The following is a 22757-nucleotide window of genomic DNA, read 5'->3' as shown; positions in this document are numbered from 1 at the left end:
TTGCCTCGCTTCTAGCTTGTGCTTACGCCACGCGGGCGATTGGCTGACGGCCCGGAATGGCGGCGATCAGTTCCCGGGTGTAAGCGCTGCTGGGGGTTTCGAATACCTGTTCCACCGAGCCCTGTTCGATGACCTGGCCGTGGCGCAGCACCAGCACCTGATCGGCGACGTTGGCCACCACGGACAGGTCGTGGGAGACCAGTACGTAGGCGATTCCCAGCTCGCGCTGCAGATCAAGGAGCAGGTCGAGGATCTGCGCCTGCACCGAGACGTCCAGTGCCGAGACCGGTTCGTCGAGCAGCAGCAGGTCGGGTTTCAGCGCCAGGGCGCGGGCGATGGCGACGCGCTGGCGTTGACCGCCGGAGAGCTCACGGGGCAGGCGATCCAGGTAACTGACCGGCAGGTGCACGCGGGTGATCAGCTCGCGCGCGGCCTGCTCCAGTGCTGGCCCCTTGAGCAGGCCGAAAGACACCAGCGGCTCGACGATGCTGTCGAAGAGGGTGAAGCGTGGGTCGAGGGCGGCGAAGGGGTTCTGCTGCACCAGTTGCATGCGCTGGCGCAATGGGCGGAAGGCGCGCCAGCTGAGGTCGGTGATGTCCTGCTGTTCGAACAGCACGCGGCCTTTGCTGGGCTTCTCCAGGCCAAGGGCGATGCGCAAGGCGGTGCTCTTGCCCGATCCGGATTCGCCGACGATGGCCAGGGTCTGGCCGGGGTAGACGGCGAGGCTCAGATTTTCAAGGGCGACGAAGCTGTTGTCTTCGCCCTTGACCCGCGGCAGGGCGAAGGTCTTGCCGACGTTTTGCAGGCGCAGTATCGGTTCGACAGCCGTGCTGTTCGCTGATGCCGGGCGCGCCTTGCGACGATTGGCGAATGCCGGTGCTGCGGCGATCAATGCGCGGGTGTAGTCGTGCTGCGGCGTATTGAGTATCTGCTTTGGCGGGCCTTGCTCGACCAATTCGCCCTGTTTCATCACCAGGATGCGATCAGCGCGATCCGTGGCCACGCCCAGGTCGTGGGTGATGATCAGCAGGGAAATACCGCGCTCGGCGACCAGGCGTTGCAAGTGGTCGAGGATCTTGCGTTGCACGGTGACGTCGAGGGCGCTGGTCGGCTCGTCGGCGATGATCAGTCGCGGGTTGCCGGCCAGGGCGATGGCGATCAGTACGCGCTGGCGCATGCCACCGGAGAGCTCGTGAGGGTACTGGCGGGCGCGCAGTACCGGCTTGTCGATGCCGACCTGTTCCAGCAGCTCGACCACGTCGACGTCCACGCCCGGATAGCGACGGCCATGAGCGAGAATCAGCGCTTCGGCGATTTGTCTGCCAATGCGCAGGGTCGGGTTGAGGCTGACCATCGGATCCTGGGGTACCAGGCCGATGGTGCGGCCACGCAGGCCGCGCTTCTGCCGTTCGCTGGCGTGGCTCAGGTCGACGCCATCGACGTGCAGTTCGCCATGGGTGATCGCCGCGCTCTCGGGCAGTAGGCCGAGTATGGCGTTGGCCAGGGTCGATTTGCCCGAGCCGGACTCACCGACGATGGCCACCGTTTCACCCTGGGCCACGGAGAACGACAGGTTCTTCACCGCCTCGGTGGTCTGCCCGGCGGAGCGGTAGCTGACGCGCAGGTTACGGACGTCGATCAGAGGGTTGCTCATCGCTGATTCTCCTCGAAGGTGCGGGCGATATGGTTGAGGCTGAACACCACCGCGACGACAAAAAGCCCGGGCAGCAGCGACACCCAGGGTGCGGTGATCAGGAAGTGGCGGCCATTGGCGATCAGCGTGCCCCATTCCGCGGCCGGCGGCGCCGCGCCGAAACCGAGGAAGGACAGGCCGGCGGTGGCCAGGATGGCGGCGCCGAAATCCAGGGTGGCGAGCACTGCCACCGGCCCCCAGGCGTTGGGCAGGATATGCCGCAGCAGGGTGCGGCCCCAGCTGGCGCCGCCCAGGCGTGCGGCCTCGACATAGGGCAGGGTCTTGACCCGCAGCACTTCGGCGCGGGTGGTGCGGGCGAAGCCGGGAATGATGCCGACACCTACGGCAATGGCCACCGGAATGGTGCCGAAACCGATGGCGGTGACGATGGCCAGCGCCAGCAGCAGGCCAGGAAGAGCTAGCAGCACGTCGATGAAACGCATGATCAGCGCATCGATACGTCCGCCTGCGAAGCCGGACAGCACGCCGAGGCCGAGTCCGCCGATCAGGGCGATGCCCACCGCCAGCAGAGCGGCCTGTACCGACAGGCTGGAGCCGTAGACCACGCGGGTATAGAGGTCGCGGCCGAGCTCGTCGGTGCCGAACCAGTGGATCAGGTTGGGCGCGGTGAGCTTGTCCGTCGGTGAGGTGGCATAGGGGTCGAAGCTGGTCAGCCATTGCGGTACCAGCGCTGACGCCAGAGCGAACAGCACGATCAACACTGCCAGGCTGAAGCCCGGGCGGCGCAGCAATGGGCGTAGCGCTGCTCTGGCCCGTTGCAGGCGGCTGCGTCGGCGCCAGGGCAGAGGAGCCGCGGCGGATGAGTGCCCCAGAGGCTTTTCGGCTGGCAGAAGGGGGGTATCGGTGGCCATGATCTACGACACCTTTGGCGTGTGAGTGATTCGCGGGTCGAGGTAGGGGTAGAGCAGATCGACGATCAGGTTGACCAGCACGAAGGCGGCGGCCGATACCGCAACGATCGCCAGTACCACGGGAATGTCCTGGCGCAGCACCGCTTCCTGAGCGAGGCGGCCGACGCCGTTGCGGGCGAAGATGGTTTCCACCAGCACCGCCCCGGATACCGTATTGCCCACCTGCAGGCCGATCAGGGTGAGGATCGGCAGGGCCGCGTTCTTGAACGCATGACGCGCCTGTACCTGGGCGCGGCTCAGGCCCTTGGCATATGCGGTGGCGATATAGGGCTCCTGCCACACGCCCTGGAAGCCTCGTTGCAGCACCTGGGCGTAGACCGCCGCGCTGGGGATCGCCAGCGTCACTGCCGGCAGGATCAGGCTGTCGAAGCCACGGTTGCCGGTGGCCGGAAACCAGCCGAGGCTGAAGGCGAACACCTGGATCAGCAGCAGGCCCATCCAGAACACCGGTATCGAGAACCCCAGCGATGGCAGCCGGGCCAGCGCCACCTTCAATGGCCGCCACTGGGTATAGGCGGTCAGGTAGGCCAGGCCGATGCCGCCGATCATCGACAGCACGATGGCCAGGCCGGCCAGGGACAGGGTCTGCGGCAGGCGCTGCAGCAACAGCTCGCTGACCGGTCGGTTGAGCGACAGTGACTGGCCGAAGTCGCCCTGGATGGCACCCCAGAGCAGGCTGAAATACTGCTCGAAGATGCCCTTGTCCAGGCCATAGTAGGCCTTGGCCTTGGCCAGGTCTTGCGCGGACAGCGCATCGACCTCCAGGCCCGAGGCACTGAGCATGATCGACAGGGTGTCACCCGGCAGCAGGTAGAGAATGAAGTAGGTGATGCTGTAGGCACCCCAGAGTACCAGCAGTGCCTGGCCGACCCGGCCGATCAGATAGCGGCTCATGGTTCACTGATCTCGATATCGTTGAGCAGGGCGAAGCCTTCGGCCGTCCACTGGAAGTTCTTCACCCGGGCCGAAGTAGCGGCCTGCCAGACACGTTCGTAGATCGGCAAGGCCGAGCCTTCGTCGACCAGCAGATCTTGCAGGTCGCCATAGGCCTGGGCGCGCTGCGCGGACTCGGTGGCGGTGATGCCGGCATCGAACAGGGCCTGGGCGGTTTCCAGCGTCTGTGGCTCGTACAGGTTGGTGGCCAGGGTCGAACTGTTGGCGGTACGCGGATCGAGGATGGTCTGCAGGATGATCGGATCGGCGCGGGTCATGTAGCTGGAGGTCAGATCGTAGTTGCCCTGGGCATTGGCGGTGACCCACTCGGCGCGGGTGACCACGGCGAGCTTGAGCTCGATGCCGATCTTGCGCAGTTGATCCTGCACCAGCACGTCGCCGGCGGTTTCCGCGCCCTGGATGTTATAGCTCAGGCTCAGGCGCTTGCCGTCCTTCTGCCGGTAGCCATCGGCGCCCTTGTTCCAGCCGGCCTCGTCGAGCAGGCGTTCGGCGCCCGCAGGGTCATATGCCAGCTTGCCGCTCTGATCCTTGAAGTACGGTGTGGTGACATCGTAGATGCCTTTCACCACCGGGAACTCGGCGTTGTACACGGTGCTGGCGTAGGTCTTGCGATCGATGGCCTTCTGCAGTGCCAGGCGGATGCGCTTGTCGCCCAGCACGCGTTCACCGCGAGTATTGGGATAAAGGTTCAACGCCGGCCCCGGCAGAGCGCGGCTCTGGATGGCCGCGCCCCTGGACTGCAACAGCTTCAGATCCACTTCCGAGAACGGGTTGCGCGGCCAGAGAATGTCCGCCTGGCCTTGCAGGAACAGGCCGTTGCGTACGCTTTCTTCCGGAATGTAGCTGATTTCCACTGCATCCAGATGGGCGTCGCCCTGGTTCGTGACATTCGCCGATGGCCAGGCGTAGCCCGGGCGTTTGACCAGTTTCGCGCCGACTTCCGGTGTGTAGTGATCGAGCACGAAGGGGCCGCTGCCGATGATCCTGCCGAGCGAGCGCTCCTGAGCGCTGAGCGTGTAGGACTCGGGCGCGAGGATTGCCAGGTTGGTGGTGGAGGTGGCCTGCAGGAAGCCGGCGTTGGGGCGTGACAGCACCAGCCTGATGGTGAAGTCATCGACCACTTCGGCGTGGTCGAAACCGGCCAGGTAGGTAGCGCCGAAGGTCGCGGGCAGTTCGCCGGCGAAGGCCTTGTTGCTGTCGAAGGCGGTCTTCACCGCACGGGCATCGAAGCGCTCGCCATTGCTGAAGGTGACGTCCTCGCGCAACTGGAAGGTGTAGCTCAGGGCGTCGTCGCTGACTTCCCAGCTTTTTGCCAGCCAGGGAATGATCTCGCCGCTGTCGGGATCCTGGTCGGTGAGTGACTCGACGACGTTGCGTAGCAGTACGCGGTGCTCCAGCCAGTAGACCTGGAAGGGATCGACGCTGACCAGGGTGGTGTTATCGCCGAAGAAGACAATGTTCAGCGTTTTGCTGGCGTCGGTGTTTTCAGCCGAGGGCGAGCAGCCGGCGAGGCTGAGGGCCAGGGCGCAGGAGGCCAGCAGGCGAGTGGCAAGGCGCGTTTTTTTCATCTCGTCGTCCTCGGTTTGATCGGGGTCTGGCGGTGGTTCGAATTCATGGTCGGTACCTCGAGCGGCGGCAGCGGTTGGGCGCTGCCGCCGGCCGGTTAAAAGTCGTAGGCGAGTTTGCTGTACCAGAAGCCGCCGGCCGGGCTGAACGGCGGGTTGCCGTAGCGGGCCAGGCCATTGGCGTTGTAGATGGCGTTCTTGTCCGGGCGCACGTTGAAGATGTTGGTGCCGCCGAGGCTGATGGTCAGGCGCTCGAAGAAGGTGTAACCGATGTCCAGATCGGTGATCCATTTGGCGCCGAAGCTGCGGTCGCCGGCACTGTTCACCGCCAGGGTCTGCACCGAGCCGTAGCGGGTGGTCTGCAGGTTCACCGCGAGGTTGTCGAGTGTCCAGTTGGCGCCGAGGATCCACTTGGTGCGCGGCGAGGCCACGGTCAGGTCGCCTTCGCGGTCGCGCCCGACCAGGGGGATGCCGGCATCGGCCAGCAACTGCGGCGAGCCCTTCACGTCCTCGATGGTGGTCTTGTTGTAGTTGAACGCCGCGCTCCAGCGCACGTCGCCCCAGGCGCCGAAGGGGCTGGTGTGGTCGGCGACGACGTCCAGGCCGCGGGTACGGGTGTCGAAGGCGTTGGTGTAGAAGTTGACGTAGCTGCCCGCGGCCTGGCCGGCATCGACCAGGATGGCGTCGATGACGCCGTTGCCCTGGTCGTAGATGTTCGAGGTCAGGGAGATGCGGTCGTCGATGTCGATCAGGTAGGCGTCGACGGTCAGGTTGGTGCGTGGCGCGGGTTTCCAGGCCAGCCCCAGGCCCAGGTTGCGCGACTTTTCCGGCTCCAGGTCGTCGCCGCCCAGGGCCTTGGCCAGGGCGCTGCCCGAGGGCGTCAGGTAGGTCACGGCGGGCACCACGTTGCCGTTGATGTCGGTGGTCACGCGGTTGTCGTAGACGTTGTAGGCGATCTGCGTCAGCGACGGCGCGCGGAAGCCACTGCCGACGGTGCCGCGCAGGGCCAGGGTGTCGGTCAGTTCATAGCGCGAGTTGAGCTTGAAGCCGAAGGTGTTGCCGGAATCGTCGTCGTAGTGCTCGACGCGGGCGGCCACGCCGATGTACCAGCGCTCGCTGGGGTCGAAGCCGAGGTCGAGGTAGCCGGCGACGTTGTTGCGGATCAGGTCGACCTCGTTCTCCGGGCGGATGGTCACCGCGGCCTGGGCGCCGGAGGCGGCGTTGTAGCTGCCGGTGACGTAGGCCGCTTCGTCGCCGGCGAAGGTGCTGTAGCGCTCCCAGCGATGTTCCAGGCCGAGGGAAACCTGGGTCGGCACGCTGAGATTGAAGAGGTTTTCGTAGTTGCGGGTGATGTCGGCATTGTTCACCCACTGCTCGAAGCGGAAGGTCGCCAGGTCATCGAATTTGGTCGGCGAGTCGGTACCCAGCGACGGGTTGATGTTGAGGTCGCTGGAGTGGTGGCTGTTGTTGCGTCCGTAGGTGGTGGACAGATCCCAGTCCCAGCCGGCGAGCACGCCTTTGCCACCGACCAGTGCCTGGTAGTCGGTGTCCTTGATGTTGTTGATCGGGTAGTAACCGTCGGGAAACACCTCCGGCACCGAGGCGCTGCCGTTGGGGAAGCGGTAGTAGTTGTAGGCTTCGGCGTCGCGTTCGCCGTAGGTGGCGTAGGAGTAGAGTTTGAAGTCGTCGCCGAGCGGCAGTTCGGCGTTGTAGGCCAGGTTGAAGGCGGCGATGTCCGGGTCGCCGTTCTTGATGGCGACGCGATCCCAGGCGGCTTCCCGGGCATCGTCGGCATAGGCGCGGATGCTGCGGTCGGCCTTGTCGTTCCATTGCGCGGTACCGCGTTTGCGGGCATCCGCCGAGGCATGGAAGAAGCCGCCGTCGCCCAGCGCGAAACCCTGGTTGCCGGCGAATTTGATGGTCTCGCCCTGGCCCGAGTAGAGCTTGCCGTAGCTGCTCTCCACATGGCCGCCGGAGGAGTCGGACTTGAGGATGATATTGACCACGCCGGCCACGGCATCCGAGCCGTATTGCGCCGCGGCGCTATCCTTGAGGACTTCGATATGGGAGACCGCGCTGATCGGGATCAGGTCGATGTCCACGGCATTCGCGCCGCTGTTGTCGATCGAACCGCGGGCGGCGGTGGCGCCGTTGTGGCGGCGTTTGCCGTTGACCAGCACCAGGGTGTAGACCGGTGCCAGGCTGCGGTTGCTGAGCGGGCGGTTGACCGAGTTGTAGCCGGCGACGTTGGTGCCGAAGTTGAACGACGGCAACAGTTTGGAAATGGCTTCGGACAGCTCGGCACGCCCGGTCTTGAGCAGTTGATCGCTGTTGATGACGTCGATCGGTGCCGGGCTGTCGGCAACCGTGCGCTGGGTGCCGCGCAAGCCGGTGGAAATGACCTGTACGGTCTCCAGGCGCGTTTCAGTGCTCTGCGCCTGTACGGTCGGGGCCAGCAGGCAGGCCAGCGACAGCGCCGAGAAGGTCAGGCCGGCGCGGGCCGGTGCATTGCCGAGGTGGCGCAGCCGTGCGGTCGAAGCGGGTTTTTCCATGGTGCCATATCCCTATCTGAAAAAGTGGGGGCGGCGCTCTGGCGACGGCGTGGCCGGTCGCGTTGCGCAGCCCTGAAACGGATTCCACCGACTGTGCGCAGGGCGCACGACTCCTGACGCGCCCTGCATGGCAGGCGCGTTGCTCGTCGCGGTGGGGGAGCGATAGGCGGTGGTGGATCGCTCGAGTCTTTGCTGGATCTGTCTGGGAGCTGCCCAGTTAGAAATCAGTCGGCGCTGCGCATATCCGTGCAGGCGTCGATGATCTGCGCTGCCGGCGGTAGACCTGGCCAGCCGACGAGCATGGCGGCGCTGCTCTGGTAAGCAAAGCGCGCTGCCAGGCGGTAAACGAGAAGCGAGAGGCGTGATTTCATGACAGGGCTTCCTGCTTCAAATGGCGATGGCGCTGAGCGGGTAGCCCGACGCGAGAAAGGGGTTGTGGTCGCGGCCGATGCTGTCCGGGTCGTCCTTCTCCACACCGAGCAGCTCGAGCAGGCGGGTACGGATGGCGTTGAAGCCGACCTGGCCGTTGTCGCGCGGACGGCCCAGGTCGACACGCAACTCTTCGGCAATGCGTCCGTCCTGCAGCACGATGATGCGGTCGGCGAGCAGGATGGCTTCGTCGACGTCATGGGTGACCAGCAACACCGCTGGCGTGTGCTTCTTCCACAGGTCGATGATCAGGCGGTGCATGCGGATACGGGTCAGCGCGTCGAGGGCCGCGAAGGGTTCGTCGAGCAATAGCAGTTTGGGCTCGCGCACCAGGCTGCGGGCCAGGGCCACACGCTGGGATTCACCGCCGGACAGCGTGGCGGGAAAGGCTTCCAGGCGATGAGCCAGGCCTACTTCGGTGAGCGCCTGGATGGCACGCTCTTTGGGGTTGCTCACGCGCAGGCCAAGGGTGACGTTCTTCCAGGCGCGTTTCCAGGGCATCAACCGTGGCTCCTGAAATACCGCGGCGCGGGCTTGTGGAGCGATCAGCTCGCCGCCGTCGATGGGGTCGAGGCCGGCCAGGGAGCGCAGCAGGGTGGTCTTGCCCGAGCCGCTGGCACCGAGCAGGGCGACGAATTCGCCGGGGGCGATATCCAGATTCAGTTCATCGATCACCCGGTTGTCGCCGAACTGGCGCACCACTCCGCGCAGGCTGACGGCCGGCGGGTAGTCGATCTTGCTGTGCGCATTCATGCTTCAAGTCCTTATGAACGAAGGGCGCCAGGCCAGGGCCAGGCGTTCCAGGGTACGGATCAGGCCGTCGATCAGCAGACCCAGCAGGCTGTAGATCAGCAGGCAGATGACGATCACGTCGGTGCGCATGAAGTCACGGGCGTCGCTGGCCAGGTAGCCGATACCGGCGGTGGTGTTGATCTGTTCGACGAAGACCAGGGCCAGCCAGGAAATGCCCAGGGAATAACGCAGGCCGACGAAGAACGAGGGCAGGGCGCCCGGCAGGATCACGTGCCAGATCAGTTCGCGGCGGTTCAGCCCCAGGGTGTTGGCGGCCTCCACCAGTTTCGGGTCGATGTTGCGGATGCCGGCGAACAGGTTGAGGTAGATCGGAAAGGTGGTGCCCATGACGATCAGCGCCACCTTGGTGAACTCGCCGATGCCGAACCAGAGGATGAACAGCGGTACCAGCGCCAGGGACGGAATGGTGCGCAGCATCTGCATGGGCGAATCGAGGATGACCTCGCCGCGCCTGGACAGGCCGGTGATCAGCGCCGCGACCACGCCAATGACGACGCCGATACCGAGGCCGGTCACCGCACGCTGCAGCGATACCAGCAGATGACGCAGCAGCTCACCGCTGCGCGTCAACTCCCAGAGCGTGCCGCTGATCTCGCTCGGTGCGGCGATCACTCGGCTTGGGATCAGCCCGGCGCGGGAGGCGATTTCCCAGATCAGCAGAATGGCCAGCGGGCTGAGCAGACGCAGAATGAAGTCCGGCGTCGTCCACTTCTTTTTGGGTAGCTGCCGTGCTGGCTGGCTGGCAGTGATGGATGAGGTCGTGGCGTGTGTCATGGCGATTCCCTGGGCGGCTTGGCGATGCGGTCAGTGCTTGTAGCCTTGGCCTGCGGCGCGTTCCAACTGGCGAATCAGGGCATCCCAGTGGCGCTGGATGCCCGGGCCATGGCCGTCGGCGAAACGTGCCGATTGCTCGCGCACCTTCTCGATGGCGGCTTGCGGCGCATGCAGCAGATCGGCATTGCCACCGGCCTGGGCGGCGATCTGGATGTTGCAGGCGCGCTCCAGACCATGCAGCTCGCGGAAGGCGTGCTCGACGCTGACACCGCCAGTGAGCAGGCCGTGATTGCGCAGGATGAAGATGTTGCCGTCGCCGAGATCGGCGACCAGGCGTTCCTGTTCGTCCAGATCCAGCGCCACACCTTCGTATTCGTGGTATTTCACCCGGCTATAGAACCCCAGAGCGTGCTGGGACAGCGGCAACAGGCCTCCGCGCTGGGCGGAAACCGCCGCGCCATCACGGGTGTGGGTGTGCAGTACGGCCTTGAGATCCGGGCGGGCACGATGGATGGCGCTATGGATGACATAGCCCGCCTGGTTGATGCCCAGGTTCAACGGGTCGTCGATGATGGTGCCATCGACGTCGACTTTCACCAGATTCGACGCGGTGATTTCGTCGAACAGCAGGCCAAAGGCGTTGATCAGGAAGTGTTCGTCCGGCCCCGGCACGCGGGCGGAAAAGTGCGTGTAGATGTGATCCGTCCAGCGAAACAACGCAGCCAACTGATAGGCAGCGGCCAGTTTTACGCGCACTTCCCATTCTTCGGGGCTGACGCGCTGTTGGACGGAGGCTGTGGTGTGCAGGGTAGCGAGCGAACTCATGGGAATCTCCTGGCCTGGTTGGGCTATCTGTTCAGTAACCACGTTGGATATCGACGAGGTTTTCCAGGGGCGTGTCAGCCTGGAAACGCTGGAAATTGGCGACGAAATCGTCGACGAACTTGCGCTTGCCGTCGGTGGACAGCGCGCTGGTGTGGGGCGAGATGCGTACCCGCGGGTGCTGATACAACGAATGTCCCTTGGGTAGCGGTTCCGGATCGGTCACGTCCAGGGTGGCGCGGCCGATGGCTCCATTGTCCAGCGCCTCCAGCAGCGCGTTCTGATCGAGCAGGCCACCACGGGCCAGGTTGATCAGGTGCAGGCCAGGCTTGGCGCTACCCAGTACGTCGCGGTCGAGCAGATGGCGGGTGTCGGCGGTCAGCGGAGCGACCACGACCAGGTGGTCGGACTCGGCAAACAGATGATGGATATCGCGGGCTTCCTCGACGCCGGGAATATCGGCTATAGCGTGACCGGGCCGACCCAGCGCCACCACGCGCATGCCCAGTGCCAGGGCCTTGCCGGCAAGGCTCTGGCCGATGGAACCGAGGCCGAGAATGCCCAGAGTGGCGCCCTTGACCGGCTGCAGGTAGGTGAAGTGCCAGTCGTCATCCTTCACCCAGATATCCGGCAACTGCTTGGCCGCACTGAAGATCGCCGCCAGGGCGAACTCGGCAACATGGTTGGCGTTGGCGCCCTTGGCGCTGCTGACCCGAGGAACATCGAACAGCCAGTTCGGGTAGAAATCGATGCCGGAGGAGGCCAGCTGCACCCATTGCAACGACCAGGGCCAGCCGGCCAGCGGCTCCTTGAGATCCACGCCGCGCACATTGATGGGACGCACGATCAGGGTGCTGGCGTCAACGGGAATCTGGCTGAGTCCTTCCGGGCCGAACGGAATCTCGACGATACGCAGATCCGGCAGGCGCTCGCGCAGATAGGCATTGGCCTCGGCGTCGAGTTGACTGGCAATCAGGTTGCTCATAGTGCGGCCTCCCTGGCCTGGACAAAGGCGGCACGGCCGACGGCGCTCAGCGCGACGTCGTCCTGCGGGGTGTGGATGCGGCTGCACAGCACGTCGCGGAAATGCCGCTCCAGCGGATTCTTGCGTGACAGGCCGGGGTTGCCGGAGGCCTCGATGGCGAGCTCCACGGCGCGGATGGCGTTGCTGCTCACCAGTTGCTTGATCTGCCCGGCATGCTGCGCATCGACCTGGCCAGCGGCGGCCGAGTCGAGCAGGGTGCGGTTGGCGAACAGCAGGGTGTCGATGCGCCCGACGATTTCCTGAAAGCGTTGCAGGCTGGATAGCGGCGCGCCGAGATTGGACGGCGTGCGCTGCTCGAGGAAACTCACCAGCCAATCGCGTGCTGCCTGGGCCACACCATCGTAGATCGCCGGCAGCAGCACCGACATCCACAGCATGCCTTCGCCATCCAGTTCCGCTTTCGGCGCACTCCACGGGCTGACGCTGACGGCGTGGTCGAGGGGAATCAGTACGTCGTCGAACTGCACCTCATGGCTGCAGGTGGCGCGCATGCCCAGGTGGTCCCAGTCCTCGACGATACGAATACCTGGGGTATCGCGGTGCACCAGATAACCGCCGACCAGCGGATCGGCATCGTCACTGCGTGCCCATACCACGTACCAGGTCAACCCATGACTGCCGGTCGAGTATATCTTGCGGCCGCTCAGGCGCCACCCTTCGGGCGTGCGCCTGGCGATGGTCGCCGGCAGGCCGCCACGTGCCGGAGTGCCGAGTTCGGGCTCGACGCGAAAGGCGTTGATCAGGGCACCGTTCTGCACGGCATCGATACCGACCTGGCGACGTAGATGCTCTGGCCAGTTGAGGTTCTGCTGCAGGCGAAAGTGCTGCAGGTACTGCATTACCAGAATCAGTGCCGTGGACGGCTCGCCCTTGGCCACCGCACTGATTACCCGACGCGCCGTAGGCAGATCGGCCCCGCCGCCGCCCAGTGTTTTCGGTACCGTCAATCCCAGCAGGCCATGGCGCTGCAACAGCGCGAAGTTCTCGGCGGGAAATTCACCGCTGCGATCGAAGCGCGCGGCACTGGCGGCCAGGGTCGCGGTGATTTCGTCGAGCAACCGGGCGAAGCGGGCTTCGTCGCGCTCCGGGAATTGGCGATGGGAAGGGAACGCGAGGGTATCGGCGGAATGCGTCATGGGTCTCTCATCACTGGCGCAGATGGCAGGCAATGCCTGTTTGATTTCTGAGCGCCCCAGGGTGATGAGGTGGCCTGGGTGAGACCGTATTCTTATAGCTTTACGCTGTAAAAGTCTTTTTGGTTCTAAGCTAATTATCAGCTTTTCTGAATTAACAATTTTATTGTTATGCGTTTATGGAATTTTATGAGGTGGCCGTGGGGCGAGCGAAAATGCCTGGGCTGGCGAATACCTGTATCGCCATGCTCGGCCGCAGATTGCGGCCTATCGTAGATACCGTCCTGACCCCAGACCTGCCAGGGCCGTTCGGAGTCAGAGGGCCCACTTGTAGGAGCGCCGCCCCGGCGCGAATCGATGGCGGCCTCACCGCACTAGCGACCCCGCACCATTCGCCCGGGGCGGGGCTCCTACACGCGCGCGGCCTTATCGCAGTGGCGCCGTGCAGAACCAAGGGTGGACCGATCCGTCCACCGCTCCGAAGTCGCAATGGTGGATGAGAACAGCATCATCCACCCTACGTGATGGCTACCGTTGGCGCCGATGAAGTTGCCTCTCTAAATCGTGAACAGGCTCTACGCCGACCGCAAGCGCTCTGCGGCAACGTCGCTGAACAGGTTCACGGCGTCCTGCAGGTTGCCGAGGTACTGCGGATGGAGCAGCCAGAGGTCGATCATCGGCTTGAAGTCGCCGACGCTGATCACGTCCAGTTGCTCGCGGTGGCCGCTGCGTTCGAGCAGAGGCGCTGGCACCAGGCCAAAACCCATACCGCTGGCGACCAGGCCCAGTTGCAGCTCGGTACCGAAGGTTTCCAGGTTGATCTGCAAGGACAGGCCCTGTTCCGACAGCGCGCGCTGCAGGCCGGCACGGAAGCCACAACCGTCCGGGTTGAGCACCCAGCCATGCTGGTAGCAATCCTTGAGCTTGCAACTGCGCTTGCGCATCGCACCCTTGGCGGCGACCACTTGCAGCGGCATACGGCCGATCGAGCGGCTGGCGATGCCCTCGGGGAAGATCTTGCCGGCAGGGAACAGCACGGCAGCGGCATCCAGCTCGCCATTTTCCATGCGTGCGATCAGGCTGCTGCCCCAGCCATTGAAAACCTGGGTCTTCAGCTCCGGGAAGGTCTCGCGAATCTGCTGCAGGGCATCGAGCAGCACCACGTCGCTGATGGTCTGCGGTACGCCCAGACGCAGCGAGCCACTGGGGGAGCCGTCGCTGGCGACCAGCTCGCGCAGCGAGTCGATCTCACGCAGGATCGCCTTGCACTGGTCGTAAACGCGCAGGCCCATGGGCGTCGGCTTGAGCGGTTTGGTATTGCGGTCGAGCAGATTGGCGCCCAGGTCTTCTTCGAAATTCTGCACGCGGCGGGTGATCGCCGGTTGGGTCAGTTGCAGGGCATCGGCAGCCAGCTTGGTCGATTGACAGCGGATGACCGCGACGAATGCATCCATGTCATCGATCTTCATCTTCGGCACTCACATATTAAGGGCAGGAAAAATGCCTCGATAGAATAATCGGCTTTTCAAGGATGGGTCACATGATTTCGCTTGATTAGGGGCTGGAACGTGCCTGTTGCACGTCGTAGCTGAGACCGAGCTCGAAGTGAAAGGATTGAAATAGGCGCTTTTTTTCCTGGACATCCCAGGCGTGTGCAATCTGCCACGCACCGTGGATCGGTTACTGCCGATGGTCAGGAGCAGGGCAGGATTGCACCACACCTGATTCGATCGGGGCTGTCGACAAGACCTGCTGATTTCCAGCCATATGCTTATTCGATATCAATATTTCCAGACACTGACCTTATTCGATATTTTCTCGTCACTACTTGTTATGACAAGTTGATCAAAAAGGACGCACATGTCTCAGCTCATACCGCTTTCGCCCGTTCCCCTGTACAGCCAGCTCAAGGAGCTGCTGCGCTCGCGCATTCTCGATGGCACCTATGCGCCGCATAGCCGCATGCCTTCGGAAAACGAACTGGGCCAGACCTATGGCGTCAGCCGCATCACCGTGCGTCAGGCCTTGGGTGATCTGCAGAAGGAAGGGCTGATCTTCAAGATTCATGGCAAGGGCACTTTCGTGGCCAAGCCGAAAGCCTTCCAGAACGTCAGCACCCTGCAAGGGCTGGGCGAGTCGATGAAGCAGATGGGCTACGAGGTGCTCAACAAGCTGCGCAGTCTTCGACACGTACCAGCCTCGGCGCTGGTTGCCGAGCGCCTGCAGGTGGCGGAGGGCAGCACCGTCACGGAAATCCGCCGGGTGCGCCTGATCAACCGCGAGCCGATTTCCCTGGAGATCACCTGGTTGCCCCACGCCGTGGGCGAGAAGCTGGAGAAGGCCGATCTGGTGACGCGCGACATCTTCCTGATCCTGGAGAACGACTGTGGCATCGCCCTCGGTCATGCCGATCTGGCCATCGACGCGGTGCTGGCCGACAGCGACCTGACCCAGGCGCTGGATGTGGAGGAGGGCTCGCCGATCATGCGCATCGAGCGCCTGACCCACACCGCCGACGGCACACCGCTGGATTTCGAACACCTCTATTACCGTGGCGATGCCTTTCAGTATCGCCTGCGCATCGACCGACAGAAGGGCGCGCAGTCATGAGCATCAATACCCTGGAACAGGAATACGACATCGTCGTCATCGGCGGCGGCACCGCCGGCCCCATGGCCGCGATCAAGGCCAAGGAGCGTAACAAGGCGCTGCGCGTGCTGCTGGTCGACAAGGCCAACGTCAAGCGTAGCGGGGCGATCAGCATGGGCATGGACGGCCTCAACAACGCCATCGTGCCCGGCCACGCCACGCCCGAGCAGTACACCAAGGAAATCACCGTGGCCAATGACGGCATCGTCAACCAGGCCGCGGTCTATGCCTATGCCACCCACAGTTTCGAGACCATCGAGCAGCTCGACCGCTGGGGCGTGAAGTTCGAGAAGGACGAAACCGGCGACTACGCGGTGAAGAAGGTGCATCACATGGGCGCCTACGTGCTGCCGATGCCCGAGGGGCACGACATCAAGAAGGTGCTGTATCGCCAGCTCAAGCGTGCCCGGGTGGAAATCACCAATCGCCTGGTGGCGACCCGCCTGCTGACCGGTGCCGGCGGAGCGGTCAACGGCCTTATGGGCTTCGACTGCCGCACCGCCGATTTTCATGTGATCAAGGCCAAGGCGGTGATCCTCTGCTGCGGCGCGGCCGGGCGCCTCGGCCTGCCGGCTTCCGGCTACCTGATGGGTACCTACGAGAACCCGACCAATGCCGGCGACGGCTATGCCATGGCCTATCACGCCGGTGCCGAGCTGGCCAATCTGGAGTGCTTCCAGATCAACCCGCTGATCAAGGATTACAACGGCCCGGCCTGCGCCTACGTGACCGGCCCGCTGGGCGGCTACACCGCCAACAACAAGGGCGAGCGCTTCATCGAGTGCGATTACTGGAGCGGCCAGATGATGTGGGAGTTCCATCAGGAGCTCGAAGGCGGCAACGGCCCGGTGTTTCTCAAGCTCGATCACCTGGCCGAGGAAACCATTCAGAACATCGAGGAAATCCTGCACAGCAACGAGCGCCCCAGCCGCGGCCAGTTCCATGCCGGGCGTGGCACCGACTACCGCTCCAGCATGGTCGAGATGCATATCTCCGAGATCGGCTTCTGCAGCGGCCACAGCGCCTCGGGCGTGTGGGTCAACGAGAAGGCCGAGACCTCGGTCAAGGGCCTGTACTCGGCCGGTGACATGGCCGCGGTGCCGCACAACTACATGCTCGGCGCTTTCACCTACGGCTGGTTCGCGGGAAACAACGCCGCCGATTATGTGGCCGAACGTGAGTACAGCGACCTGGATCAGGCGCAGATCGACGCAGAGCGGGCGCGGGTCTATGCGCCGCTGCATCGCGAGCACGGCCTGCCGCCCGCACAGGTCGAGTACAAGCTGCGCCGCTTCGTCAACGATTACCTGCAGCCGCCCAAGGTCACCAGGAAGATGGAAATCGGCCTGCAACGCTTCGTCTCCATCGGGGCGGATCTGACCGAGCTGAAGGCCAACAATGCTCACGAGCTGATGCGCGCCATGGAAGTCAGCGTGATCCGCGACTGCGCGGAAATGGCCGCGCGCGCCTCGCTGTTTCGCAAGGAAAGCCGTTGGGGCCTGTACCACCACCGCGTCGACCACCCGCAGCGCAACGACGCCGAATGGTTCGTGCACTGTCACCTGAAAAAGGACGAGCACGGCCGGATGGTCAGCTTCAAGAAGCCGGTCGAGCCTTACCTGATCGCTCTGGATGACGAAGAGCAGCAGGCCTACAACCGGCTGCGGGTGAAAACCGAAGCAGCCTGAACACAGCCAAAGCAACACAGAACAGCGTGCAAATAACGAGAGCCACAGGCTCCGAGGACACCGTGATATGGCCTTCCAGCCCCAGGAAATCCTGTTCCGCAGCAATGCGCCCGTGACCATCGACGAAGACAAGTGCATCGCCCACAAGGGCTGCACCGTGTGTGTCGACGTCTGCCCGATGGACTTGCTGGCGATCAACCCGGCGACACAGAAGGCCTATATGGCCTTCGACGAGTGCTGGTACTGCATGCCCTGCGAGAAGGACTGCCCGACCGGTGCGGTGCGCGTCGAGATTCCCTATCTGCTGCGTTGAACGAAACGCGATTTGACTTTCTGTAGGAGCCCGCTTGCGGGCGATTAGCGGGAAAGCATCGCCCGCAAGCGGGCTCCTACGGAATGTACAGCCTTAGCCATTCGCTACGCGTTAGTCACAACAGCTAGAAAAGCGACACGCCATCCGGCCAACCACCGGACGCCTGATACCACACCCCTCGTTTCCCACCACCGACCCGCTGGCGGAGACGATTCCAATACCATTGATTCGAGGGGAGACACCCATGCACTTGCGTACCACTCTGGTCGGCCTCGCGCTGGCCATCGGCGCCGCTTCGGCGCAAGCCGAGCTGCCCGCCGGAACGATCCGTATCGCCATCGGCACCCAGGACACCACCATCAACTGCGCCACCGGAGGGTTACTGATCCGCGAGCTCGGCCTGCTTGACAAGTACCTGCCGCGCGACGGCAAGTACCAGGATGCCAAGTACGAGATCGAGTGGAAGAATTTCACCAGCGGCGCGCCACTGACCAACGAAATGGTCGCCGGCAAGCTCGACTTCGGTGCCATGGCCGACTTCCCGGGTTCTTTCAACGGCGTGGCCTTCCGTGACGCCGGCAAGCAGAGCCTGTTCATCAGCGTCCTGTCCGGTAGCACCAAGGGCAGCGGCAACGGCATCGTGGTGCCGGCGTCCTCCAGCGTGCAGTCGTTGGCCGAACTGAAGGGCAAGACCATTTCCGTGCCGTTCGCGTCCACCGCCCACGGCATGTTGCTGCGCGCCGTCGCCGCCCAGGGCTGGGATCCACAGAAGGATGTACGCATCATCGCCCAGGCGCCGGAAATCGCCGGTTCGGCGCTGCGCAGCAACCGCATCGAGGCCCACGCCGACTTCGTGCCCTTCGCCGAGCTGTTCCCCAACCGTGGCTTCGCCCGCAAGATCTACGATGGCTCCCAGGCCGACGCGCCAACCTTCCATGGTGCGTTGGTGGATGCGGCCTATGCCAAGCAGTATCCGGAGATCGTCACCGCCTATCTGCGTGCCGGCCTGGAAGCGGATCGCCTGATCGCTGCCGAACCGGAGAAGTACAGCGAGCTGATCGAGAAGGTCACCGGCATCGAGGCCGAGGTGAACTACCTGTTCCATGGCCCACTTGGTTTGCAGACCCGCGACCTGACCTGGAAGCCCGAGTACCGCCAGGCCGTCGCCACCTCCATCGACACCCTCAAGCTGCTGAAAAAGACCGACCGCGGCCTGAACGTCGAGCAGTTCGTCGACGACCGGTACATCAAGGCCGCCTTCAAGGCCGAGGGGCGTGACTATGCCAAGGCCCTGGCCGACTACGCGCAACTGCCGCTCAAGGCCAACGATGCGGTGACCGGCAAGCCGATCAGCGACTTCAAGCGCCTGGCGCAGATCTGGGTGCGTGGCGAGGACAAGGTGCGCCACTACGCATCCCCGGAAGCGGCGTTCAAGGCGCTGGCGCAACTCGAAGAGGAGGGCAAGGACATCCGCGCCATCTACGCCCAGGCCAGCGACAGTGGCATCAAGCTGCTGGCCAACCAGGCCTGGTTCGTACGCAATGGCAAGGGCGAGTTGAGCGCCTTCCTGCTCAAGGGTCAGGCCGAGGCCTATGCCAAGGCCCACGGCGGTGAAGCCCTGGACTTCGGTAGCGCCAACCAGAGCCTGGTGGCGGCACGCTGATCGGCCCGCTGCGCCATGCCTCGCGTGGCGCAGCGCCTCACTGGAGCCTGATGATGACTTCTTTACACCGTTGGCCGTTGCGCCTGGCTTCGTTGGCGCTCTGCCTGCTGTTCTGGCAGGTGGCGACCCGCTCGCGCCTGGATCTGGGCCTGCTCACCTTCATCTATGTGCCCACGCCAGCGTCGGTGGTTGACGCCGCCATCGCGCTGATCGAATCCAGCAGACTCTGGGATCATGTCGGCGCCAGCCTGGGCCGGGTATTCACCGGCTACCTGATCGCTGCCGTGCTGGGTATCACTCTGGGCATCGCCATCGGCCGTTCGCGCTGGGCCGAAGACAGCCTGCTGCCACCGCTGGAAGTGCTACGGCCGATTCCCGCCGTGGCCTGGATTCCCCTGGCGATCCTGATGTTTCCCTCGTCGGAACTGTCGATGATCTTCATCACCTTCACCGGTGCGCTGTTTCCGGTATTGCTCAATACCGTGCACGGCGTGGAGGGCGTCGACGCACGGTTGATCGCTTCCGCCCGCAGCCTTGGTGCCGGGCGCCTGGCGATCCTCCGCGAGGTGATCCTGCCGGGCGCGGCGCCAAGCATCGTCACCGGCCTGGCGATCGGCATGGGGACGTCCTGGTTCTGCCTGGTCACCGCCGAGATGATCTCCGGGCAGTTCGGCATCGGCTACTACACCTGGGAGTCCTACACCATCCAGAACTACCCGGACATCATCGTCGGCATGCTGTTGATCGGCGTGCTCGGTATGGGCAGCAGCCTGTTGGTCAAGCGACTCGGCAGCCTGCTGACCCCCTGGTATCGCACGGGAGGGCGTCGCTGATGACTATCCATGAAACGGGCCTGTCGGCCGGGCGCATCGATATAGAGAAACTGACCATCAGCCTGGGCGAGGGCGCCCAGGCGTTCGAAGCCGTGCAGTCGCTGGATTTCTCCATCGCCGCTGGCGAGTTCGTGTGCATTCTCGGCCCGTCCGGTTGTGGCAAGTCGACCCTGCTTGGCGCCCTGGCCGGGCACCTGACGCCCAGCGCCGGCACCTTGCAGGTCGATGGCCAGGCGGTGGAGGGGCCGTCGCCGCAGCGCGGCATGGTGTTCCAGCATCACACCCTGTTGCCCTGGCGCAGCGTGCTCGACAACGTCGCCTTCGGCCTGAAGATGCAGGGCATCGGCAAGGCGCAGCGGCACCACCAGGCCCGCGAGTTTCTCAGCCTGGTCGGCTTGCAGGACTTCGCCGCCCGTTGGCCCAATCAACTGTCCGGTGGCATGCAGCAGCGTGCGGAAATCGCCCGGGTGCTGATCAACCGCCCGCGTCTGCTGCTGATGGACGAGCCCTTCGGCGCCCTGGATGCGCAAACGCGCAGCAAGATGCAGGAGCTGCTGCTGGATATCTGGGGGCGGGTGCGCACCACCGTGGTGTTCGTCACTCATGACATCGACGAAGCCCTGTTCCTCGCCGACCGCATCCTGGTGATGAGCCCGCGACCGGGACGTTTCATCGAAGACCTGCGCCTGGATTTCCGCCGTCCACGGCATGCGGGCCTGTTGACCACCCCGGAGTTCGTGCAGCTCAAGCGTCACTGCCTGGAGCTGCTGCGCCATGAAGAAGGCCGCGAGCTGCCACGTCTGACGCCGCTCGGGCTGCCCACCGATCATCCGCCATTGCGAGTTGCCCTATGACCGACCCGAACACCGATATGAGCACCGATAACCCCGACATTCTCGACCTGCTACCACGTCTGGAGGATGAGGACGCCGGCGTGCGGCGTATCGCCCTGATCGAACTGGCCGATCTGGAAGAACCAGAAGCCTTGCCCTGGCTGACTCACGCCCTGACCCGGGATTCATCCGCGGATGTGCGCGCCGAAGCGGCGCGCCTGCTGGAGGCCTGGGAAGAGCCCGAGGTGGTGAGCGGCCTGTGCGCCGCGCTGACCGACGCTGACGCCCGTGTGCGTGGCGCGGCAGCGCAGAGCCTCAGCGAGCTGAAGACGGCCGACGCCGGCCGTGTGGTGCTGCCCTGGGCCGAGCATGCCGATGCGTTCGTACGTGCCAGTGTCTTGCGTGCTCTGCGCGAGTTGCGCCTGATCGACAGCGTACCTACGGCCATCGCCGCCCTGCAGGACAGCGACGCGTTCGTGCGTCGTGAAGCGGTGGGCATCCTCGGTTGGTTGAAGCAGACCGATGCCTTGCCGCAACTGGCGCGCCTGGCCAGCGACGATGCCGATACCGAAGTACGCCGCGCCGCAACTGGCGCCCTGGGTCTGGCCAGCGATAGCAGCGTGCTGCCGGCTTTGCAGACGGCCCTGAAGGATCGTGAATGGCAGGTGCGCGAGGAGGCGGCAACCACGCTTGGCAAGGTTGGCCAGGCGGGTGCCGGCCCTGCGCTGCTCGAGGCGCTGAGCGACAGCTACTGGCAGGTGCGACTGCGTGCCGTGCGCTCGCTCGGCCGCCTGCGATTCGCCGCGGCGCGCGACGCCCTGGTGGAACTGTTGGGGCACGCTATCAGCAACCTGCGCAAGGAGTCCGCGCTGGCCCTTGGGGAGTTGGGCGACGCACAGGCACTGCCAGCGCTGCAGGCCGTCGAGCACGATGCCGACCCGGAAGTGCGCAAGGCGGTGCGCATCGCCATCGGCCAGTTGCGTTTGCTCAATCGATGAACCAGGCGCCCGTCGCGTTACGCAACAGCGCCACGCAATCGAGACTGACCGTCGACTGGGGGGAAGGGCAGGTGCAGGTGCTCAGTCATGAGCGCTTGCGTGCCGGGTGTCCGTGCTCGAAATGCAGGGCGGCACGCCTGGCACAGCGTATCGACGTGGCACCTGACGGAGTGCGGATTACCGCGATTCACGCTCAGGGCTATGGTGTGCAGCTGGTATTCGATGACGGCCACGACCGCGGCATCTATCCGTGGAGTTACCTGCGTGAGTTGGGAGGCGTGGTGAGTTGAGTTGGTTATTTTCCAGGGCGGGTATGTGCCTGGCATTGCCCGATTGTTACGACACTAATCCTGCTGGACGGCAGCGATCGCTTCGCGCCGGTGGCGACGCTCCTACACGATTTGGCGTCGGACGCCGATCTCGCAGGCACCTCGATAGTGTAGGTGAGGATTTTCACGCGATGTAGGAGCCTCGCCCCCGAGGCGATCGTTTCGCGCCGGGGTTGGTGATTCAAGCCATTTATCCCTTGTTCTTGCGCTGCGGTTTGGGCCGCCCCTGCACGCACTTGAAGCGCGGCTCGGTCTTGCAGATCACGTAGATACGCCCGCGGCGCTTGACGATCTGGCAGTCGCGATGGCGCAGCTTGGCCTGTTTCAGCGAGGCGACGACTTTCATGAGCGGGCTCCTGCGAATCCGGCGAAGCGCTTGTTGAAGCCTGCCACTCGGCCCTCGCTCTTGGTCTGGCGTTGCTGTCCGGTGTAGATCGGGTGCGAGGCGCTGGACACATCCAGTGCGACATAGGGATAGGTGTTGCCATCGCTGTGCTCGCGGGTCTTGTCGGTGCTCACCGTGGAGCCGATCAGCCAGTAGGCGTCGGCCGAGACGTCGTGGAACAGCACGGGGCGGTAATCGGGATGGATGCCGGGTTTCATGGGAACTCCAATTAATATGTTATAAAATAACACTTATCAGTTTATTGATTTTGCTTCTCATTTCAAGCGGAATCTTCAGTGCCTGCTACAAGGCGCAAGCAGATGTAGGGTGGATGACGCTCTTTTCATCCACCAG

General features: G+C 64.1%; 22 protein-coding genes. 8 read left to right on the top strand and 14 right to left on the bottom strand.

What is annotated here, in order from left to right; all coding sequences use genetic code 11:
- Positions 1-22 precede the first annotated feature (22 nt).
- From DNK06_RS24475 to DNK06_RS24425, 12 genes are all read right to left on the bottom strand, one after another.
- Positions 23-1654, bottom strand: a complete 1632-nt coding sequence (locus DNK06_RS24475) for a dipeptide ABC transporter ATP-binding protein (RefSeq protein ID WP_131182568.1) — start codon at positions 1652-1654, stop codon at positions 23-25.
- Positions 1651-2565, bottom strand: a complete 915-nt coding sequence (locus DNK06_RS24470; RefSeq protein WP_131182567.1) for an ABC transporter permease — start codon at positions 2563-2565, stop codon at positions 1651-1653. Before DNK06_RS24470 ends, DNK06_RS24475 begins: the two co-directional genes overlap by 4 nt.
- A 3-nt stretch (positions 2566-2568) precedes the next feature.
- Positions 2569-3519, bottom strand: a complete 951-nt coding sequence (locus DNK06_RS24465; protein WP_131182566.1) for an ABC transporter permease — start codon at positions 3517-3519, stop codon at positions 2569-2571.
- On the bottom strand, positions 3516-5147 hold the full coding sequence (locus DNK06_RS24460) for an ABC transporter substrate-binding protein (protein ID WP_131182565.1): 1632 nt from the start codon (positions 5145-5147) through the stop codon (positions 3516-3518). Before DNK06_RS24460 ends, DNK06_RS24465 begins: the two co-directional genes overlap by 4 nt.
- A gap of 95 nt (positions 5148-5242) precedes the next feature.
- The gene (locus DNK06_RS24455; protein ID WP_131182564.1) at positions 5243-7696 is read right to left on the bottom strand and encodes a TonB-dependent receptor plug domain-containing protein; all 2454 of its coding nucleotides are present in this window, start codon (positions 7694-7696) and stop codon (positions 5243-5245) included.
- A 224-nt stretch (positions 7697-7920) separates the two neighbouring features.
- On the bottom strand, positions 7921-8067 hold the full coding sequence (locus tag DNK06_RS25175; protein WP_165493702.1) for a hypothetical protein: 147 nt from the start codon (positions 8065-8067) through the stop codon (positions 7921-7923).
- A 16-nt stretch (positions 8068-8083) separates the two neighbouring features.
- Positions 8084-8878 (bottom strand): ABC transporter ATP-binding protein, encoded by a 795-nt coding sequence (locus DNK06_RS24450; protein WP_131182563.1) that lies wholly within the window; start codon positions 8876-8878, stop codon positions 8084-8086.
- A gap of 3 nt (positions 8879-8881) precedes the next feature.
- Entirely contained in the window at positions 8882-9712 is an 831-nt protein-coding gene (locus DNK06_RS24445; RefSeq protein WP_131182562.1) for an ABC transporter permease, read from the bottom strand.
- A gap of 30 nt (positions 9713-9742) precedes the next feature.
- Positions 9743-10537 carry a class II aldolase/adducin family protein gene (locus tag DNK06_RS24440; RefSeq protein WP_131182561.1) on the bottom strand — a complete coding sequence of 265 codons (795 nt, stop codon included), beginning with the start codon at positions 10535-10537 and terminating at the stop codon, positions 9743-9745.
- A gap of 31 nt (positions 10538-10568) precedes the next feature.
- A complete protein-coding gene (locus DNK06_RS24435; protein WP_131182560.1) occupies positions 10569-11519 on the bottom strand; it encodes a D-isomer specific 2-hydroxyacid dehydrogenase family protein in 951 nt (316 codons plus the stop codon).
- Positions 11516-12715, bottom strand: coding sequence for an acyl-CoA dehydrogenase family protein (locus DNK06_RS24430; protein ID WP_131182559.1), 1200 nt, complete (start codon positions 12713-12715; stop codon positions 11516-11518). Before DNK06_RS24430 ends, DNK06_RS24435 begins: the two co-directional genes overlap by 4 nt.
- A gap of 572 nt (positions 12716-13287) precedes the next feature.
- Entirely contained in the window at positions 13288-14181 is an 894-nt protein-coding gene (locus DNK06_RS24425; RefSeq protein WP_131182558.1) for a LysR family transcriptional regulator, read from the bottom strand.
- A 391-nt stretch (positions 14182-14572) separates the two neighbouring features.
- On the opposite strand from DNK06_RS24425, the gene DNK06_RS24420 reads away from it, so the two are divergent.
- The 8 genes from DNK06_RS24420 (at position 14573) to DNK06_RS24385 (ending at position 21979) form a co-directional block, all read left to right on the top strand.
- Complete coding sequence (locus DNK06_RS24420) at positions 14573-15322, top strand: GntR family transcriptional regulator (protein WP_131182557.1); 750 nt, start codon at positions 14573-14575, stop codon at positions 15320-15322.
- Positions 15319-17049 (top strand): fumarate reductase/succinate dehydrogenase flavoprotein subunit, encoded by a 1731-nt coding sequence (locus tag DNK06_RS24415; protein WP_131182556.1) that lies wholly within the window; start codon positions 15319-15321, stop codon positions 17047-17049. Before DNK06_RS24420 ends, DNK06_RS24415 begins: the two co-directional genes overlap by 4 nt.
- 67 nt (positions 17050-17116) lie before the next feature.
- Positions 17117-17362 carry a 4Fe-4S dicluster domain-containing protein gene (locus DNK06_RS24410; protein ID WP_131182555.1) on the top strand — a complete coding sequence of 82 codons (246 nt, stop codon included), beginning with the start codon at positions 17117-17119 and terminating at the stop codon, positions 17360-17362.
- A gap of 244 nt (positions 17363-17606) precedes the next feature.
- Positions 17607-19025 (top strand): ABC transporter substrate-binding protein, encoded by a 1419-nt coding sequence (locus tag DNK06_RS24405; RefSeq protein ID WP_131182554.1) that lies wholly within the window; start codon positions 17607-17609, stop codon positions 19023-19025.
- Between the two features lie 50 nt (positions 19026-19075).
- Entirely contained in the window at positions 19076-19858 is a 783-nt protein-coding gene (locus DNK06_RS24400; RefSeq protein WP_131182553.1) for an ABC transporter permease, read from the top strand.
- A complete protein-coding gene (locus DNK06_RS24395; RefSeq protein ID WP_131182552.1) occupies positions 19858-20712 on the top strand; it encodes an ABC transporter ATP-binding protein in 855 nt (284 codons plus the stop codon). The genes DNK06_RS24400 and DNK06_RS24395 overlap by 1 nt, the downstream gene beginning before the upstream one ends.
- On the top strand, positions 20709-21689 hold the full coding sequence (locus DNK06_RS24390) for a HEAT repeat domain-containing protein (protein ID WP_131182551.1): 981 nt from the start codon (positions 20709-20711) through the stop codon (positions 21687-21689). Before DNK06_RS24395 ends, DNK06_RS24390 begins: the two co-directional genes overlap by 4 nt.
- Positions 21686-21979 (top strand): DUF971 domain-containing protein, encoded by a 294-nt coding sequence (locus DNK06_RS24385; protein WP_131182550.1) that lies wholly within the window; start codon positions 21686-21688, stop codon positions 21977-21979. The genes DNK06_RS24390 and DNK06_RS24385 overlap by 4 nt, the downstream gene beginning before the upstream one ends.
- 229 nt (positions 21980-22208) lie before the next feature.
- Here the strand turns inward: DNK06_RS24385 and ykgO are convergent, their stop codons facing one another.
- Together ykgO and DNK06_RS24375 are read right to left on the bottom strand one after the other, a co-directional pair.
- Positions 22209-22364 (bottom strand): type B 50S ribosomal protein L36, encoded by a 156-nt coding sequence (gene ykgO, locus DNK06_RS24380; RefSeq protein WP_042552546.1) that lies wholly within the window; start codon positions 22362-22364, stop codon positions 22209-22211.
- The gene (locus DNK06_RS24375) at positions 22361-22621 is read right to left on the bottom strand and encodes a type B 50S ribosomal protein L31 (RefSeq protein ID WP_131182549.1); all 261 of its coding nucleotides are present in this window, start codon (positions 22619-22621) and stop codon (positions 22361-22363) included. The genes ykgO and DNK06_RS24375 overlap by 4 nt, the downstream gene beginning before the upstream one ends.
- Positions 22622-22757: the final 136 nt, after the last annotated feature.

Origin of the sequence: Phytopseudomonas daroniae, assembly GCF_004327285.1 — a bacterium.
GTDB classification, from domain to species: Bacteria; Pseudomonadota; Gammaproteobacteria; order Pseudomonadales; family Pseudomonadaceae; genus Aquipseudomonas; species Aquipseudomonas daroniae.
The sequence above is the reverse complement of the archived record's forward strand: the minus strand, read 5'-3'. Positions and strand labels throughout refer to the sequence as shown.

What these genes read in the sequence shown, in the direction of transcription:
- DNK06_RS24385 (WP_131182550.1), top strand. Translation starts at nt 21,686, where the DNA reads ATGAACCAGGCGCCCGTCGCGTTACGCAACAGCGCCACGCAATCGAGA.
- DNK06_RS24410 (WP_131182555.1), top strand. Translation starts at nt 17,117, where the DNA reads ATGGCCTTCCAGCCCCAGGAAATCCTGTTCCGCAGCAATGCGCCCGTG.
- DNK06_RS24375 (WP_131182549.1), bottom strand. Translation starts at nt 22,621, where the DNA reads ATGAAACCCGGCATCCATCCCGATTACCGCCCCGTGCTGTTCCACGAC.
- DNK06_RS24405 (WP_131182554.1), top strand. Translation starts at nt 17,607, where the DNA reads ATGCACTTGCGTACCACTCTGGTCGGCCTCGCGCTGGCCATCGGCGCC.
- DNK06_RS24460 (WP_131182565.1), bottom strand. Translation starts at nt 5,147, where the DNA reads ATGAAAAAAACGCGCCTTGCCACTCGCCTGCTGGCCTCCTGCGCCCTG.
- DNK06_RS24455 (WP_131182564.1), bottom strand. Translation starts at nt 7,696, where the DNA reads ATGGAAAAACCCGCTTCGACCGCACGGCTGCGCCACCTCGGCAATGCA.
- DNK06_RS24415 (WP_131182556.1), top strand. Translation starts at nt 15,319, where the DNA reads ATGAGCATCAATACCCTGGAACAGGAATACGACATCGTCGTCATCGGC.
- DNK06_RS24465 (WP_131182566.1), bottom strand. Translation starts at nt 3,519, where the DNA reads ATGAGCCGCTATCTGATCGGCCGGGTCGGCCAGGCACTGCTGGTACTC.
- ykgO (WP_042552546.1), bottom strand. Translation starts at nt 22,364, where the DNA reads ATGAAAGTCGTCGCCTCGCTGAAACAGGCCAAGCTGCGCCATCGCGAC.
- DNK06_RS24435 (WP_131182560.1), bottom strand. Translation starts at nt 11,519, where the DNA reads ATGAGCAACCTGATTGCCAGTCAACTCGACGCCGAGGCCAATGCCTAT.
- DNK06_RS24400 (WP_131182553.1), top strand. Translation starts at nt 19,076, where the DNA reads ATGATGACTTCTTTACACCGTTGGCCGTTGCGCCTGGCTTCGTTGGCG.
- DNK06_RS24450 (WP_131182563.1), bottom strand. Translation starts at nt 8,878, where the DNA reads ATGAATGCGCACAGCAAGATCGACTACCCGCCGGCCGTCAGCCTGCGC.
- DNK06_RS25175 (WP_165493702.1), bottom strand. Translation starts at nt 8,067, where the DNA reads ATGAAATCACGCCTCTCGCTTCTCGTTTACCGCCTGGCAGCGCGCTTT.
- DNK06_RS24440 (WP_131182561.1), bottom strand. Translation starts at nt 10,537, where the DNA reads ATGAGTTCGCTCGCTACCCTGCACACCACAGCCTCCGTCCAACAGCGC.
- DNK06_RS24420 (WP_131182557.1), top strand. Translation starts at nt 14,573, where the DNA reads ATGTCTCAGCTCATACCGCTTTCGCCCGTTCCCCTGTACAGCCAGCTC.
- DNK06_RS24395 (WP_131182552.1), top strand. Translation starts at nt 19,858, where the DNA reads ATGACTATCCATGAAACGGGCCTGTCGGCCGGGCGCATCGATATAGAG.
- DNK06_RS24470 (WP_131182567.1), bottom strand. Translation starts at nt 2,565, where the DNA reads ATGGCCACCGATACCCCCCTTCTGCCAGCCGAAAAGCCTCTGGGGCAC.
- DNK06_RS24445 (WP_131182562.1), bottom strand. Translation starts at nt 9,712, where the DNA reads ATGACACACGCCACGACCTCATCCATCACTGCCAGCCAGCCAGCACGG.
- DNK06_RS24430 (WP_131182559.1), bottom strand. Translation starts at nt 12,715, where the DNA reads ATGACGCATTCCGCCGATACCCTCGCGTTCCCTTCCCATCGCCAATTC.
- DNK06_RS24425 (WP_131182558.1), bottom strand. Translation starts at nt 14,181, where the DNA reads ATGAAGATCGATGACATGGATGCATTCGTCGCGGTCATCCGCTGTCAA.
- DNK06_RS24390 (WP_131182551.1), top strand. Translation starts at nt 20,709, where the DNA reads ATGACCGACCCGAACACCGATATGAGCACCGATAACCCCGACATTCTC.
- DNK06_RS24475 (WP_131182568.1), bottom strand. Translation starts at nt 1,654, where the DNA reads ATGAGCAACCCTCTGATCGACGTCCGTAACCTGCGCGTCAGCTACCGC.